13 protein-coding genes, 1 tRNA gene and 2 pseudogenes are annotated in these 15,869 nt (G+C 52.7%); 4 read left to right on the top strand and 12 right to left on the bottom strand.

Annotated features, from left to right (window positions below; all coding sequences use genetic code 11):
* Positions 1-210: 210 nt before the first annotated feature.
* The 3 genes from BK667_RS01960 to BK667_RS33440 all read right to left on the bottom strand — a co-directional run bounded on the left by BK667_RS01960 (position 211) and on the right by BK667_RS33440 (position 3,703).
* Positions 211-729: a transcriptional regulator gene (locus BK667_RS01960; RefSeq protein ID WP_123596655.1), complete on the bottom strand. Its 519-nt coding sequence runs from the start codon at positions 727-729 to the stop codon at positions 211-213.
* 9 nt (positions 730-738) lie between these two features.
* Positions 739-957: a hypothetical protein gene (locus BK667_RS01955; protein ID WP_123596654.1), complete on the bottom strand. Its 219-nt coding sequence runs from the start codon at positions 955-957 to the stop codon at positions 739-741.
* Positions 958-1,369: 412 nt separating this feature from the next.
* Positions 1,370-3,703 carry a YecA family protein gene (locus tag BK667_RS33440; protein ID WP_123596653.1) on the bottom strand — a complete coding sequence of 778 codons (2,334 nt, stop codon included), beginning with the start codon at positions 3,701-3,703 and terminating at the stop codon, positions 1,370-1,372.
* 347 nt (positions 3,704-4,050) lie between these two features.
* Between BK667_RS33440 and BK667_RS01945 the strand changes: the two genes are divergently transcribed.
* The 4 genes from BK667_RS01945 (at position 4,051) to BK667_RS01935 (ending at position 9,725) form a co-directional block, all read left to right on the top strand.
* Complete coding sequence (locus BK667_RS01945; protein ID WP_123596652.1) at positions 4,051-6,297, top strand: KAP family P-loop NTPase fold protein; 2,247 nt, start codon at positions 4,051-4,053, stop codon at positions 6,295-6,297.
* A 442-nt stretch (positions 6,298-6,739) separates the two neighbouring features.
* On the top strand, positions 6,740-8,338 hold the full coding sequence (locus BK667_RS01940; RefSeq protein WP_123596651.1) for an anti-phage dCTP deaminase: 1,599 nt from the start codon (positions 6,740-6,742) through the stop codon (positions 8,336-8,338).
* A gap of 16 nt (positions 8,339-8,354) precedes the next feature.
* The gene (locus BK667_RS33195) at positions 8,355-8,531 is read left to right on the top strand and encodes a hypothetical protein (protein WP_185058160.1); all 177 of its coding nucleotides are present in this window, start codon (positions 8,355-8,357) and stop codon (positions 8,529-8,531) included.
* Positions 8,532-9,260: 729 nt separating this feature from the next.
* A complete protein-coding gene (locus tag BK667_RS01935) occupies positions 9,261-9,725 on the top strand; it encodes a hypothetical protein (RefSeq protein WP_148060123.1) in 465 nt (154 codons plus the stop codon).
* 34 nt (positions 9,726-9,759) lie between these two features.
* Here the strand turns inward: BK667_RS01935 and BK667_RS01930 are convergent.
* The 9 genes and pseudogenes from BK667_RS01930 to BK667_RS01890 form a co-directional block, all read right to left on the bottom strand.
* A pseudogene (locus tag BK667_RS01930) lies at positions 9,760-9,912 on the bottom strand (transposase domain-containing protein); the annotation flags it as partial.
* 177 nt (positions 9,913-10,089) lie between these two features.
* Positions 10,090-10,563 (bottom strand): DUF5625 family protein, encoded by a 474-nt coding sequence (locus tag BK667_RS01925; protein WP_148060122.1) that lies wholly within the window; start codon positions 10,561-10,563, stop codon positions 10,090-10,092.
* A 128-nt stretch (positions 10,564-10,691) separates the two neighbouring features.
* Positions 10,692-12,217, bottom strand: a pseudogene (gene tnpC, locus BK667_RS01920) (IS66 family transposase).
* 62 nt (positions 12,218-12,279) lie between these two features.
* The gene (tnpB, locus tag BK667_RS33435; RefSeq protein ID WP_148060121.1) at positions 12,280-12,615 is read right to left on the bottom strand and encodes an IS66 family insertion sequence element accessory protein TnpB; all 336 of its coding nucleotides are present in this window, start codon (positions 12,613-12,615) and stop codon (positions 12,280-12,282) included.
* Positions 12,612-12,929: an IS66-like element accessory protein TnpA gene (gene tnpA, locus BK667_RS01910; protein ID WP_123596648.1), complete on the bottom strand. Its 318-nt coding sequence runs from the start codon at positions 12,927-12,929 to the stop codon at positions 12,612-12,614. Before tnpA ends, tnpB begins: the two co-directional genes overlap by 4 nt.
* Before the next feature lie 141 nt (positions 12,930-13,070).
* The gene (locus BK667_RS01905; RefSeq protein WP_123596647.1) at positions 13,071-13,880 is read right to left on the bottom strand and encodes an RES domain-containing protein; all 810 of its coding nucleotides are present in this window, start codon (positions 13,878-13,880) and stop codon (positions 13,071-13,073) included.
* A 52-nt stretch (positions 13,881-13,932) separates the two neighbouring features.
* On the bottom strand, positions 13,933-14,142 hold the full coding sequence (locus tag BK667_RS01900; protein ID WP_123596646.1) for a hypothetical protein: 210 nt from the start codon (positions 14,140-14,142) through the stop codon (positions 13,933-13,935).
* 459 nt (positions 14,143-14,601) lie between these two features.
* Positions 14,602-14,677, bottom strand: a tRNA-Thr gene (locus BK667_RS01895).
* A 78-nt stretch (positions 14,678-14,755) separates the two neighbouring features.
* On the bottom strand, positions 14,756-15,580 hold the full coding sequence (locus BK667_RS01890; RefSeq protein ID WP_123596645.1) for an FkbM family methyltransferase: 825 nt from the start codon (positions 15,578-15,580) through the stop codon (positions 14,756-14,758).
* Positions 15,581-15,869: the final 289 nt, after the last annotated feature.

The following is a 15,869-nucleotide window of genomic DNA, read 5'->3' as shown; positions in this document are numbered from 1 at the left end:
CGCGCCTCTCAGTTTTCGAGGTATTTAGCGCGTTTTCACACAGCCTGGACCCATTGTTGCCTTTCGCAACAGGCAGCAATCGACCCATTGCAGCCGGTCGCGATAGGGGACTGGGGGAGCGTGACCATTAGCGGAATTCAGGCAATGGAGGGCTGAGCGACACCTTTAGGCTATAGGCAGACATGTTCACGATGCGGCGGATAGCAAGGGTTACGTCTTCCAGTTCTCCGCCTGTAATCGCCTTTGCCCAACGTAGTGTGGGCGATTCGTCAAATTCAAGATCAGAGCGACTGCCGCAGTGGTGAACTGGCCTCTGGTGTCAACGTGAACATCGCCATAGCTTTTCGCCGAAAGCTGAAGTAGCGCACAGAGACTCGCGATCTTCTCATTCTTGAATGACACCTTGATTTGATGCGCAAATTCGTTGCGCACCTTTCGGATCAACTCGCAGTCTCTGTACTCGACTTCAGATAAAAGGCCCAAGGCGAACGAGGAAGCTATGCGTGCGGAGAATGTTCCAAGCGGCGCATTGAGGCCGCCAAGCAGAGACTTACTCCCTTTGTTAGGGATGAGGAAGGACTCGATGATCCGAGCAAGCTGCTCATCGAGCATTGCAGCAGCAGCCAATGCAGTTCCGCGCTCTGTCTCTTTGTTGCAGTCGGCAAGGAAGTCCATGAAGCCGCTGAGATGCGGATGAGTCTCCGAAATTGGCTGGGGAATATCGTTCATAGCTGCTCCTCAGTAGCGCCGAAAAAAAGTGTGGATATCCGGGCGAGTTTTCAGAGCCAAGCTCATCACATCCAGTGACTGGCCGAGAAGCGCATCGTTTCTTTCAGAGCCCTCAACGAAATCCGGATGACCAGCGCCGCCGTCTTGATATTTCGCGCCGTGGGCGAGGTTATTTCTCGCTCGGCGGATCGCAAGAAAGAGATCAGCCGAGCTCTTCACTGCGCCCATGTCCTTCCATCCAAGTTCCCCATTGGCGAGCTTTACTTGCTTTTTGGGCGGATTGCCAACTAAGACAGGGGCAATTCCTCGGGCGATGACATCGCTCAGGAAGTCCGGGCCAAGGTCTCGGGCAAAACCATCCCAGTCAGGATCTACCCTTTCATCGTTGCCAATTGCTTACGTCCCAGACCTCTTAAGTGCGCACTCGAATCTAGAGAACACGACGAAGAAATCAATAGCCAGCTTCGGCAGCTCTGCCTCCAGCGCCTGTTCGACCAGGTTCATATTTCCCCCTTCACGCATCATCTTGCTGCTCCTGCAATTGTCTTGCACGGGTGATGACCCAAATCTGCCTTTCGGCCCATCCAATATTTGAATATCAATTAGCTGTCGATAGCAGACATTAGGGTGCGTGGTATTTTTAAAGGCCGTGGCACTTTTTAAATTTTGCACCACTGCCGCACGGACACGGATCATTCCGCCCCGTTTTTTTAATATTCAAGGTAGGGATAACTTTTTTAGGTTGACTGAGATTTACCGTCCGCGTGGATTGAGCCATTCGCTCGCCTTCATCGTAAAAATGGGCGTTTTCTTCCGTTCGCTCTGTCGGTACGTGGACCTTGAAAGATTGCGCCCGGTGATAGATTCCATCGGTACTAACCTCCGCGACGATACCGATGATGTTAGAGGCCTTGACGGCCAGGGCAGCTGCTCTGGCCTTGTCATTTGCCTTAGTCCAATCAATTTGGTGGTCGTTTAGTTGTAGCCAAACGAATATCGGTTCGCCGCCCTCGGATACTAGAAAGTAACGGGCGGGGTGCTGGTTCAAGGTTTGGCGTAGGTCGAATAGCGTCTTTGCCAGATTATTTCGATTTTCTTCTCCTAAATCACGGATATGACTCTCCGCTGAAAGCCATCCGTCTGCCCGGCTGGCGTTAAGCGCTTCAAGCAGCCTAAGCACTTCCTCCGGAAAGTCCTGCGTCGGATACGGCGTGCTTTCCCAGTTTTCACCCACAAAGCTTTTGTCGACGATGTCGCTCATGCCGTCCCAGATAAGCATTTTCGACTTACCACCCATTAACTGGTCAGCAATAGTTTGATCGAAACGGTTTATCTTCAGGTACGCGCCCAAGTGGTCGAACTCATCGAAGAGATGAGCGTGGCGTTTCCCCGCCACGGCCTGCCGCACCTCCATGTAGTGAGAGAACTCGCCGGGAGTGGGCAGAAAGCGCTTGAGCACGAACAAGTCATCAATGGACAACGAAACGAAGGCGTACTTTCCAAGTAACGGCTCAATCTGTGGCAGTTCCTTGCAGTACGTCGAGAAGGGAGAGAACGACTCGACCGTGAGCCCAATCGGCACCATCACGCGGTAGTCGGAGCGGCGGACACACCCACACTCTTCGTATTTACCGTTCACTAAGTGGTAGAGCGGCACTTCATCCGCAGAGTTGAGATAATTGAAAAAGCGCTCACATTGCTTGTAGGCCTTGAGTACCAAATCCTGAACAGACTGGGCATGGCGACCAAAATCAAGTGCTGGCGATGCAATAGTTGCGGCCGCGCCAGCCTTGGCTTCAACCAAGAACAACACGTCATCTATCAGGATGAGAGTGTCGTTTTCGGACCACTTTTTGGTAGCTGGGTCTTTGTAGTAGATCTCTTGGAAAACTGCGGCGCCGGGAAGCTGAATGGCCAGGATATCGGCGAAGGCGGCTTCGCTCATCGTCTTCTGCCGACTTTCAAAAATCTTCTTGTAGTCAGGTTTTCGCTGAAGAAGGTTATAGAGAAGCGCGCGATATCCCGCATCACGGGTGAAGCATGGATCAACGGCGTAGTAGTCTGAACCAAGCTGGATTAGTGGTTTCTTCCGGGCAGGTAGTGTCCGGTAGGGTGTCCCCGCGAAGTCACCTGCTGCGAAGAACTCGGTTTCTTCTCCGCGTCGGTACGCCAAATCCGCTAGCAGCGTCTGCGGCAGCTTCGTGTGTAGGCTTACGTTGGCTATACCGCCCCGAAACATGTCATCCATGGCCCGCCTGGCTGCTTCCATTTGCTCCATATTGGCCGCAACCCACGCCTCCATGGCGTGCTCCAGTCGCTTGCCTTGTGCCGCAGCGAAGGCGTGTGCTGCCTCAAACTGGTTCATCATTACCGTGATTGCGTTGGCATGCCCTGTACGCGTGGCATCGGCCATGGCCTGGAAGCCTTCCGCGATATCGGCGGCACTAACACCGTACACTTCTTTCAGGACATCATCATGTGGCGCCAAAACGTAACAATAGAACTCACCTTCTAAGACTTGGTAGCGGTTCCCACGTAGCATGACCCACGTGGATTTCGCCCGAAATTCAATGTCGGCAGTGTCGGGGCCAAAGACGCCGTCTTTGGTAGCGGCGGACGAGGCTATGGCGAACAACATGGCTTGCTCTCGTAGTTTTCGGCTAAGTTCAAACAGCACGGCGCATTTGGCTTCGTCGAACTTTACGTCCGGAGGGGAGACGTCTGAGGCGAGAACCGCATGAACGTACTCCAGCAGGAACTGATTTTCGTTGATCAGATCATCAGGGGCGTCCGCCTCCTGCGCTACCTGAGTGACGCTTTGATCTGCCATCGCTTTCATCACATGCTGGGCGTAGATGTATCCGAGCAGATCGTGCGGAGGCATGGCGACAATCAGTTCGCGCATGCGAGCGGCAGTAGCCTCCATACCTTTTAACAGGGAGAAATTGTCCTCTTTCAAGTTTTTTTTGTTCATGACAACTTATCCCTGACGTTGTTGAAGCTTCGATCCATGGACAGTTTATCTGGAGGTGCTTAAATTAATTTATCGCCCAGAAAAAACGCTTTGTGCCTCAAGGTCGGCAGCACATTGAAGTCATTTTGTGGAGGCTCGCGGGTGCGATCAGCCACTTTCTGACAACCAAAGTGTTTGGCACCACGTTCCTACTCTCGGCCCGAACTGGTCGGAACCATATAGGGTGGCTGTGGTTGAAAATAGCAGCATGGACAGTCGAAAACATCCTGAGTTATTTCTAGCGCTCGGTTACTGCCTCACCTGTCCGCGATAGCGTATACAGACCGAGGAGTGAAAAGGGGAAGGCAATGAAATGGATTCTCAAACTTTTTAACCGTCAAACTCCCAATTCGACATCATCGGCTACTGACCCCGGGACTCAGAAATCAGAACATGATCAAGAGGACAATCAGTATTTATCGGATGAGCCCATCGCATCTAAAACCCAAGACCGGTTCGGGCGAGCGCTATTCTCAGCGCGAATTGCCGAGACAATAGCCAAGCGTCGCGATCCATCCAGCATTGTCATCGGCCTATTTGGCCCGTGGGGCGATGGCAAGACTTCCGTCCTCAAAATGATGGAAGAGTCGCTTGATCAATACGAGCAAGTCATATCAATACGTTTCAATCCTTGGCACTTCCCTTCTGAGGATGCGCTTCTGCGTGGATTCTTCGCCACCTTGGCTGAGGCTCTAGGCAAGGAGCCGGCATTCAAAGAAAAAGCGGCAGCACTGCTTGAATCCTACGGCGGTATTTTGTCTGTCATCTCAGTCGCTCTACCGGGCGTTGAAATCAATCCCGGGGAAGCGGCGAAGAATATTGGGGAATCATTATCCAAGGTCAGTCTCGATCAACTCAAAGACCAGATCGACGCTCTTCTAGGCCAGAGTGGAAAAAGGCTGGTCATCCTTATCGATGACATTGACCGGCTAGACAGAGACGAAACAAATGCCATCTTCAAGCTGGTAAAGCTCTCGGCAAGTTTTAAGTACACCTGCTACGTATTGGCTTTCGACGACGATGTAGTCGCCGCCGCATTAGGTGAACGATACGGTGCAGGTGGACAAGAAGCCGGACGGGCGTTTCTTGAAAAGATCATCCAAGTGCCTTTGCATCTGCCGCCCGCCGACCGTATGAGTCTGCGTCAGATCACTTTTGAAGGTATCGATCATGCTCTGGGCCAAGCAGGCATTGTCCTCGACCAGCGCCAGGTCGACGTCTTCTCGCGTTATTTTGTGGACGGACTCGAACCGAAGCTAGAGACCCCAAGGATTGCGAAGCTGTACACGAATGCGCTGACGTTTGCGTTACCTCTTGTGAGCGGCGAAGTGAACATTGCCGAGTTCATGCTCGTTGAGGGGGTGCGGGTGTTGTACCCAAAACTCTATGCGGCTATTCGTGACAACCCCGACTTATTTCTGAAAGGGGAGCCTCGTGAGGTTCTTAAAGGATTGGAACGGCCCCCTTCGCCTCTTAGCAGGCTTCTTGAAACCGCGATGCCGGCATCGACCCCAGAAGAGCGTGAGAAGGTACGAGATGGACTATTGAAGCCGTTATTTCCTCGAGTTAGCAACATGATGTACGGGGGGGAATGGGAGGAAAAATGGGCCGGAGAGCAACGCATCTGCTCTGGTAGATACTTCAAGCGCTATTTCGTTTACGGAGTACCCGAAGGGGATATAGCGGATAGTCACTTGACTGCATTGATAGAAGCCCTGGTCGTAGCCGATCCGGACGCACAGCGTGTTCTTCTCAGTACGTATTCCAAACGGGCTATGCCGCAGTTGATTCAGGCGGTGCGAAATCGCGCGGACTCTCTAGACGAGGCTTCTGTATTACCGATCGCAATAGCCGTTGCTAGAAATGGCGATCTTCTTCCTCGTGAGCGTGGACCATACGTACTTGGCGGAACGATGATGCAAGCTGGAATACTCATCTCCCAACTTATGAAGCGTATTCCGCTGCCAGATAGGCAAGCTGCTGTGGAAGCGGTTGTCTTGGCAGCGTCGCCTTTGGCAATGGGTATTGAATGCGCTCGCTGGCTTACGCATTCCTCTGATAGACATGAGCAACATCGAGTCCTTCCAGACGAGGCGAATGACATTATCTATCGATTGTTTGCCGACCGCATCCGTGAGGCGAACGCCGCTGAACCGATATTTGTACAGGCTGGGCGCGATGCGCCACACCTGTACTGGTACTGGCAGAAAGGTCGAAATCAAGAAGAGGTTGAAGCGAATCTACGGGCACTATTTGATGCTGACCCAGTCCGCGTGGATGACTTTCTGGACACCTATATTGGGGAGGGGTGGGAGCTAGAGAGCGGTCTACCGGTTCGATCAGATCTTCGCCGCAACACCTACGACGATATCTCTTCATTGATTTCACCAGACTACATCGCCGCGAACCTGCGTTCACGCTATGGAGGCGATCTGGATGACCCGCAGTATCACCAAGAGGGAACCCCCGCGCGAATGACTGCTCACCAGTTTGTTTTCCTCCACCGAAGTGCTTTGGCCGAGCAACAACTCCAGCCCGATGGGGATGGTGGGTAAGAGAACTGACTGGAAGCGGAGATTAGAGACTCATGAAGAAGGTAGGATTAACGGTCCGCTTCTGGCCCAGAGTGTGTAAAAACGCAGACACCATTTGGACGTCTGCGTTGCTACGTAAAATCTGTCAGCGCTTGGCTAGCCGGCAGGCCTGACATTTGCGTAGGAACGCGATTTTCGTTCTGGTTCTGACCGTCATAGCTGCTCTAAAACGTTTTTACACAGCCTCGGCCGGTAGCAGCCATTCATCACAGAGCGCTTTCAAGGTTTGGAAGCATCGAGGGGAAAGATTCTCTCAACTTGTAATTCGCCTTCCGGCAACAGGATATTTGAGAAAAACTAGCTAAGGTAAAGATTGCAGACACAGGTGCTGTAAACCGATAAGGCATCCTGCTTTCCTTTGACGCATCCGTCAGACCGATAAAACCAAAAATTTGGTGATGTGATGGCAGAAAAATCCACAGAAGGCAGAAAACGAAATAGGCGAAAACTTGATCAGAACTCGCCCGCCGAAGTGGAGGTCTCCTCTTTAACTCCCAAGAAAGACCCCGAGCTGGTCTTTGGGTTAGTAGGGCCGATTGGCGTAAACCTTGACCCCGTTATCGCGGTATTGAAAAGCCAACTGAATGGCCTCGAGTACACTCCTCATGTCGTGAGGCTCAGCGAACAGATAGAAAGCTTTTTTGATACTTCTCACAACTCGAAGCCTGAAGCTGAACGCATAACTGCGCTCATGGATGCGGGAACAAGGCTCAGGGTTGAGGGTAATGAGGGCGCCGCGGTAGCGATGCTGGGATTAGCAGCAATCCGGCAGCTTCGAGATGACCACAGCGGTGGCAAGCCCTCAAGGCACGCGTTTATTTTGAGGTCATTGAAGCATCCCAAAGAAGTTGAAATGCTTCGGGCCGTGTATGGAAAAGGATTTTTTCTTATTTCGGTCTACTCGCCTCGCGATGTCCGCGTAACCGCCTTATCAGAAAAAATAAGCAGGTCCCAGTTTGGAGTTGGAACTAATCCACGAGCGATTGCCGAGGCGTTAGTTCAAAAGGACGAACAGGAAGAAAGCATCCCTCTCGGCCAAGATGTAAAAGATGCTTTTCCCTTAGCTGACCTTTTTGTCGACGGGAGGAACAAATCAACTATAGATTTTCAGATAGGCCGTTTTCTACAACTCATATTTGGGAATTCCTTCCTCACTCCCTCACGCGACGAGCACGGCATATATCACGCCAGATCTGCCGCGCTGCGGTCAGCAGATCTAAACCGACAAGTTGGCGCTGCTATCTTGAAACCAGAGGGAGATATCATCGCAGTAGGATGCAACGACGTCCCTAAGTCCGGAGGCGATTTGTATTGGCCGGGGGATAAAGATGACGCCCGTGATTTCCAAAAAGGTGTCGACTCAATGGCAGACGAGCGGGTACAGGTTTTGGGAGAAATGCTCGAACGCCTAAATACCAATGGCTTACTTTCGGCCAAGGCAACAGAAAAAGATATTAGCTCATTGGTACAAAATTTGATTTCCGGGGCAGACAAAAAAATACTTAAAAACAGTAGGATAATGAATATCCTAGAGTTTGGCAGGAGCGTTCACGCTGAGATGGCTGCGCTGATGTCCGCCGCGCGCTTAGGGGTATCCGTCGCTGGAGCGACGCTGTACTGCACAACATTTCCCTGCCATATGTGTGCTCGGCATATTGTGGCGAGTGGAATCAAGCGTGTCGTTTATATCGAGCCGTATCCGAAAAGCAAAGCTAAGCAGCTACACCAGGACTCGATTAGCATTGATGCCCCGACCGCATCGAGAACCCAGGTGAATTTTGAGCCGTTCCAAGGCATCGCCCCACGTCAGTATCAAGAAATCTTCGAGCCGAGTCGGCCGCGTAAAGATGACGATGGGAAAGCCGTAGACTGGCGGGAAATGGGTCATCAGCCCCGTATCGTTCGGTATATCGACACCTACCTTCAGCTTGAACAACTGATAGTCGGTCGTGAAATTCCAAACCTTCTTGCGAAACTGGATGTTAAACTCTCAGCAGACTAAATACGGAGCGGGGAACATGAAAAAGTCAAGTGTATTGGCGCAGCAGGTCATCAAAGCTCAACAAGCCATGCAAGAATGGCCTGAGTCAATTAGATCTGGGCTGAGGCTTGAAAGTTCCGTAAGTTTTATTGTTCGTGAGTCTAATGAGAAACAAGAGTCAGCATCAGGTACGAAAAGTCGTAACACCCGGTGATCCATTAATATTTAAGCGTTTCGGGTTAATATAATGGTGGCTACGCTTTTATTGCTGGTGACCTTTATTGACTTGTCACGCTTAGATACTGATAAACAGATAGTGTGCTATACACCGGGATGAGGTAGGTTTGATTGCTGATATTGAGGCGAATACTTGAGATGTTTTATCAACTCAATGCAACGCCCTTAATTAGTCCCCGACATGTTTCCCGATATTGCGCCCCATAGGGCATGGTCTACAGTTCTCTTTTGGCACTATTACTCAGTATGTCCGCTTCTGTCTGCAAGCTACACTAAGGCGAGCGTCCTCCTTTGGCCGATCTCTGCCTATCACCAAGGTCACAACCGGTTGAATTCTCAGTAAGCGTCCGGCAAAGTCCCCTTGTCAGCCTGAGAATAATGAAGTCTTGGGGTGCCCAAGAGCAAAACCCTGAGTGACCAGAGTGAATTTTTTTGAGCGCCGCCTCCCTCAAAAATCAGAGTGCCTATGGAGGGAGCTGCAACGACGCCCTTATTCAGACCATGTATATTCAGCCGGCATGGTTGAGGTCAACGCCAGTAACAGCATGGCGTCGCCCAAAGTATTTACCGGGGGCGGAGAGGATCCTGACCCAGCGCAGCAGAATCAGTTGGAGGTGCTGCTGGCGGTTAACTGGAAATGAATCACGGGCGCCTGCTGCGGTTTTACAGGGAGCGCCTTGACACCGGACTGTCCTCAGGAGGCTATTTGAAAACCGTCTTGTTGATTGTGCTGTACCTGCTATTGGGGTTAGGACTTTACGCACTGGGCGCTGGAAACCTCAGCTACGGCCAAGCCCTAAAGCCCTTCCCCCCCTTCTCATGGTTTCCCCTCAGTGATAGGGTCACCCGCTACCTGTTGGTGTGCTTTGCCTATGCGTCGCTTTTCCATTTAAGTTGGGCAGCGCTAAACCGCGAAAATCTGGAGCAGTGGATTAACCGCTACACCTTGCGTGGCGTGCTTTATTTGTTGGGAACGACAGTCACTTATTTCCTGCTGGCACTCTTCATTCTGGCGCTTACCTGCTCTGGCATATCGAAGCGCCCCTTTCCTGATATCGCCATTTTTAACTCGGTGCTAGTAGCGTGCTTTGTGCTCGGAGGATGGGCATGGGGTGCCGTGGATTTTCTGAAATATCTATTTGGTTTTGCCAGAAGTGTTGGCCAGCGTTAATAAGTAAACATACAAGCATCACGGTTTGTGTAATTCAGGCAGGCGTCCACTGATGCGGCAGCAGTTGCCCGATATCACTTGCTCGCTGCGTCGGCAGTCGCATACGCACATCCTTGAGATAGGCATACGGATCATTCCCATTCATGCGTGCCGACTGGATTAAACTTATGATCGCTACCGCCCGTTTGTAAGCGTCTGCCAAACCCATCTTGCCTGAATCAATTCCTATGATTGACACATGGAATACGCGACCGGTACAGCATTGCTGGCCAATTCCAGCAAACCTAGAAATGCGTTGTGATGAATTTAAGAATACTGCCCGCAAGCGCCGTATAACGTATGCGCTCAACTCAGTAAGCCCACTTCACTTTCCTTGATATGCCCTATGAAACTGAAGCTGGAGTTCGGCTGGCGGCGCTTCGGCCAAGTTCCCAGAGCGCTGCACAAATACTTGATAACGACCACTTTCAAGTTTTATACGAATCAAGTCGGCATTTAAATCTCCGCTCCCCCACGAGGTCAATTTTGGATGGGTGACTTGCTGGTTCAACATCTCTTTTCCGCTGGGGATTTCATTAATGCGGATTTGAAAAACAAAGGGCGAACCCGACTCTTGCCATAAGCCGTCCTTGAGGGAATCACCTCCTGCAAGCGCCCAAGCTTTTTTCCGTTCGACACCGTCGATGTATGGGTAACTCAGAGACAAGGTGTAGGTGTCAGGTTTGCTTACACGTACCACTAAGTTGGTCGTGCTTACTGGGCCATCGATTTCGAGCGGCACGCCATAGGATGGGGAGCGGTTGGCAGCCTGCAGCGCGGCTATCAGCGCGATAGTCACGATTACGAGCGCCAAAAGCGCTAGTACACCGATTAGTAATTTCCTAAGCAAAGCAAGCCTCCATGCACACACGTGCAGGGGTCAATATATCTGGATATCGTTAAATAAGGGAAACACGCACCGCGTGGTTAAACAGCCGTCCACTTTTGCGGCAGCAGCTCGTTAATCTCACTCGCACGTTGCGTCGGCAGCCGCGTCAGCACATCTTTGAGATAGACATACGGATCATGCCCATTCATGCGTGCCGACTGGATCAAGCTCATGATCGCAGCTGCCCGCTTACCGCTGCGTAGTGACCCGGCGAACAACCAATTCGAGCGTCCAAGTGCCCACGGCCGTATCTGATTTTCGACCGCGTTATTATCGATGGGCACGGCGCCGTCCTCGAGATATCGAGCCAGTGTCGTCCAGCGCTTGGGCTGTAATCCAGAGCTTTGGCGATAGCCGACCCTTCGGGCACAAGATCGCGCTGGGCCAGCATCCAGGTATGCAGTGCATTCAGTATCGGCGCCGCTTTTTCCTGACGTATTCTCCAGCGATCTTCGTCGGTCATATCCCGCGCTTGCCGTTCGATTTCGTACAACCCGCCAATCGAGTGAAGCGCCTGTTCGGCCAGTTGGCTTTTGTTGGTCGCATGCAGATCGAAGAACTTGCGGCGGGCATGCGCCATGCAGCCGATTTCAGTGATGCTTTGCTGGAAGCTTGCTTTGTAGCCGGCGAAATCGTCGCACACCAGCTTGCCATTCCACTCGCCAAGGAAGTTGCGCGCATGTTCGCCCGCACGGCTCGGGCTGAAGTCATAAACCACTGCCTTGAGCGGCGAAAAAGGCGTAGAGCAGTAAGCCCAGACGTAAGCACGGTGGGTCTTCTTCTGGCCGGGCGCGAGCATCTGCACTGGCGTTTCGTCAGCGTGGATCACGCCTTGGGCAAGTACCGTTTCGCGTAACGCATCGACCAGCGGCTGGAGCTGCACGCCGGTTTGGCCGACCCATTGCGCCAGTGTCGAGCGAGCAATAGCCAAGCCGGCACGGCCAAAGATTTTCTCTTGCCGATACAGCGGCAAATGGTCAGCAAACTTGGCCACCATCACATGAGCCAACAGGCCTGCGGTCGCGACGCCTTTGTCGATCACTTGCGCCGGCACCGGTGCCTGGATAAGCGTTTCACACTCGCGGCAGGCCCATTTTCCACGTACGTGTTGCTCGACCGTGAACACGCCTGGCGTGTAGTCCAGCTTCTCGCTGACGACTTCGCCGACGCGCTGAAGCTGGCAGCCGCACACGCACTGGGTGTTCTCTGGTTCGTGACGGATCACGGTGCGTGGAAACTGCGGCGGCAACGGCGCACGCTTAGGCTGCTGACGCAGTGCAGGCGTTGCGGCAGACGGATTGACCGCCTTCAACTCGGCTTCGATAGTCGCGATATCAGTGTCCAGAAGGTCGTCGAGCAAACTGCCCTGGTCAGGGCTCAGCTGTTCGCTGCGCTTGGCGAACTTGTGCCGTTTGAGCAGTGCGATTTCGTGGGTGAGCTGTTCGTTGACTGTTTCGATCCGCTGGATCTTCTTGCCCATCGTGTCGACCTGCGACAGCAACTGCGCCGCGAAGGCGCGCAGTTGATCGGGGGGCATTTGATCGAGATTGGACGAGGAAGTCATGCCTTGGATTTTACCAAAGCAGATCGCTTGCGGCAGTAGGCCAAGGCGCTAATTACAGCGTCTTAAAGCAGTGTGATTGCACCGCCAGCTCCAACGCGTTGCCAAGGTAGGCCGAGCACCAAGGCCTGAAGTTGCTCGTTATCCAGCTCCATTTCGCAGCCTTGTCGAATGCCAGGCCAATGAAACTTGCCTTGGTTCAACCGACGCGCAGCCAGCCAGACACCAATCCCGTCATGCACCAGTACTTTCATGCGGGTAGCGCGACGATTGGCAAACAGATAAGCGCAGTGCGGCTTCGCCGCACCGAACACCGTAATCACCCTGGCCAGCGCAGTTTCAGTGCCTGCACGCATGTCCATGGGTTCGGTGGCGAGCCAGATGGAATCGATGCGAATCATTGCGTGAGCCCACGGACAAAGCGGGCGCACCCTTCAGGATCGGACGTTGGCCATTTCACTGAGATCGATTGCTCGCCAAATGGCAGCTCAATAATCGCCAACGTTTCAGCCTGCCGTTTTGGCGTAGATTTCACTGAAATAAAAGCAGGTAGCACCGCTGGCGGCTGATCCCGGTACAGCGGCATCCACTTTCGAATTACGTTGGCGTTGATGCCATGGCTGATGGCGACGCCGGAGATGGTCGCGCCTGGTTGCAGGCATTCCTGAACAACCTGGGCTTTGAACGATTTGGGATAAGAGCTTCGTTGACGCATGGAAATCCTGACGTTAAGGGCGATAGCGTCCGCTTAAAAATACGCGGACACCATCGCCCTTAATGCTGGAGTTCGGAAGGTGTGTTGGCCAGACGCTTACAATTCTCAGCCGATAACACCCCTCACTATCAACAGTTGGCATTACCAGATGATGCGGCCATCGGACTCAACCCCCTGAGCGTTTCGGAGCACGTCAAAATCGTACATTCCAAACTTGTATTTTTTAATGATTTTGATGACGAAACTCGCTGAGATCTGCAAATTTCTCTCAGCCGCTATCGGCTTGATCGCATAGTTCCTTGATGCTTCGGAGGCGACACCGCTGTAGGCAATTGCATCGATGCCAGGATTGCGCTCGAAGAGAAGGCTGGCAAGCGTTCTTGAGTGAAGATACTGCGTTTGCCGGGCTAATCTGTCCTTGAGGATTGAGGAAAGAAATGAGTCAGTGAACACGAAGCTCTTTCCGAAATCATGGGACATCTGATTTAGCTGCTTGTTAATCAATTGCCCAACCATCTCTGAGGTCAAGCCTGAGCCCCAGCGATGAACATGGGTGATTTCGCCGATCATTGCACATCTCAGCAATTCGCTAGGCCGTTGCTCAAACGCTGCCACATGCAAGAAGTCACCCTGCGAAGCACCTATTTCTTCGAAGGTAGACATCAGGTTGGCTGACAAATAGAGGACGGGGGCATTTTCCTCATTCAACCGGCCAGCGACAGTGTATTGGGAAGGAGGATGGTTCAGTTCACCAACGCGCTCAAAGCCTGTGTCGGTCGGGCATATTCGTGCCCGCCAAAATGCCCGGTCATAATTCATCTCGTAATTGATGACCTGGTAATAATCGAGCAGGAAACTCAACTTCTCTCTTACGAATGTGATGTTCGTACTCGCCAAGATCGCCGTGGAAAGTTCGTCGAGATGGGGCAGCGAAAGCGCTTTGAATTCCACGGCTAGTGATCTCCTGATGGACCGTACAGTATATTGAGCTGGCCTATCGCGGTCATTCCGGCGCCATCATCACTGCGAGCGTCATCTTGATGAACTCTTCGTTCTTGTCGATGGTGTCCAGGGCGCCGCGAATGTTGTCAGCGATATCTGTCGCGCCACGTGCCTCGACCCAGTTTGAAAGCTCCATGATGGCGGCCTCAAGGGCGAGTTGGTTTTCGTTGATTTTGAAGAGTAAGGATGGGAGCAGGTCTGAGTTCAGCATTGTGTTTCCTCCGTGGAGAGGAAAGCGTAGCAGTACGTTGTATCGCCCGGAGGGGCGAATTGCCCTTGCTATTTACCGCGCGCGCGCATACACGCGCGCGTACTGGTCCGAAAAGTCCGGACATTTAGGTCTTTTTGTCTAAATGGCTTGATGGAGAAGACCGTCGGTAACGCATGGAGCAAGCCCGTTTGAAGGCTCAGAGAATCGCTTCTCGCCAAGGCTCGAAGTTTTCTCGCAGGACTCTTCAGCTCGCTACGCGCGAAAGACTGGTTGAATTGAGCGCTATTAAGCCGGCTCGCAGTTTCGCGCCAAATTACTCGTGGCGGAGCGCAGCCTGCGCGACTCTGAAAACGAGAAACGATAGATCGACATTGCTGAAGATTTATCGAAAACGTAACCCCGGCGTAACCCCGGATCAGAAACGAAAAAGGCCCGCATCGCTGCGAGCCTTGTTCTATATGGTGCCGGCACCAGGAGTCGAACCCGGGACCTACTGATTACAAGTCAGTTGCTCTACCAACTGAGCTATACCGGCGTGTTAGGGCGACGATTATAGCGATTGCGTTGGTTCTGTAAACCCCTGAATTCAGACTATTTTTACTCGACCCTCAGGTTACCCGCGAACCAGTGCTTTCTTGAGTTTCTGAATCGCTTTCCAAGCCCGGCTATTTTGCATCGCACGCAGCTGTGCTTCGGCGTGTTCGGCTCGTTGCAGGGCGGCGGCGAGTTGTTGTTCGGCGTCGCTGACGGGGTAGCTGAGGGCATGCCCCTGACAGAGCTGGAAGTTGTCGAGGTTGCACGGTGGGATGTAGAAGGCGGGTTTGAGGTCCAGATGTTCATTGGCTAGGAACCAGGTGTTGATGCCGTCGAACAAGACGGCCTCGTAGCCGGCGTCGGTGACCAGGTGTTCCCAGGTGTGGTCGCGGGCCCATGGGGTTTCGATGAGGATGATCCAGGGGCGCCAGGTGGCGAAGTCCATGCCGCGCAGGACGGTTTCTTCGTGGCCTTCAACGTCGATTTTCAGAAAGTGAATGGGGCGATCTTGAGCATATTGCTCGCAGATGGAGGTGAGGGTGCGAGCCTTGACGGTTTGGCGATGGACGTCCATGCCCAGGGCCGTGCGTTCCTGGCCGGTGGCCGGGTCGACGGTGGAGAGGCCGGTGCCGGGGATGCCGTAGAGGATGAGGTCGTCGGCGCTGTCGCTGGCCACGCATTGCAGGGTGGTGTCGTTGGGGCGTTGTTGGTACAGGGCGTCGTAGTAGGTTTGCATCGGTTCGACGTTGATGCCGGTCCAGCCACGGTCGTAGAACGCTTTGGTGACGGAATCGTGGGTGGGGTCGTTGGCGCCGACGTCGATGTAGAAGCCATTTTCGAACTGTTTGAGGGCGCGCCACAGGCGGATGTCTTCGAAATTCTGAGCGTAAGAAATGAAGGTCACTGTGGCTTCCTGTCAGTCGGAGTGTCCGCCTGTATAACAAGGGCGGTTGCCGGGCGCAATTTTCCGCTGATGGCGTCCGGAATTCGGCGGTTATGTCCTTTTGATTGAATGCTTATGCACAACGACATGGTCGATAAGTGCATTCAGTCGCGATTTTGTGGACTTATTCTCATTTGTGCGCGAATCCCTGTTTTTAGAGTTTTTTATTTTTGTGTACGAAAAATGAACAGTTGTGTTTCAGGCGCGAAACAGCGCATTTATTGGATCCACGATAATTTCATCAACAGAG

It is taken from the genome of Pseudomonas frederiksbergensis, assembly GCF_003732705.1.
Taxonomy (GTDB): domain Bacteria; phylum Pseudomonadota; class Gammaproteobacteria; order Pseudomonadales; family Pseudomonadaceae; genus Aquipseudomonas; species Aquipseudomonas frederiksbergensis_F.
The sequence above is the reverse complement of the archived record's forward strand: the minus strand, read 5'-3'. Positions and strand labels throughout refer to the sequence as shown.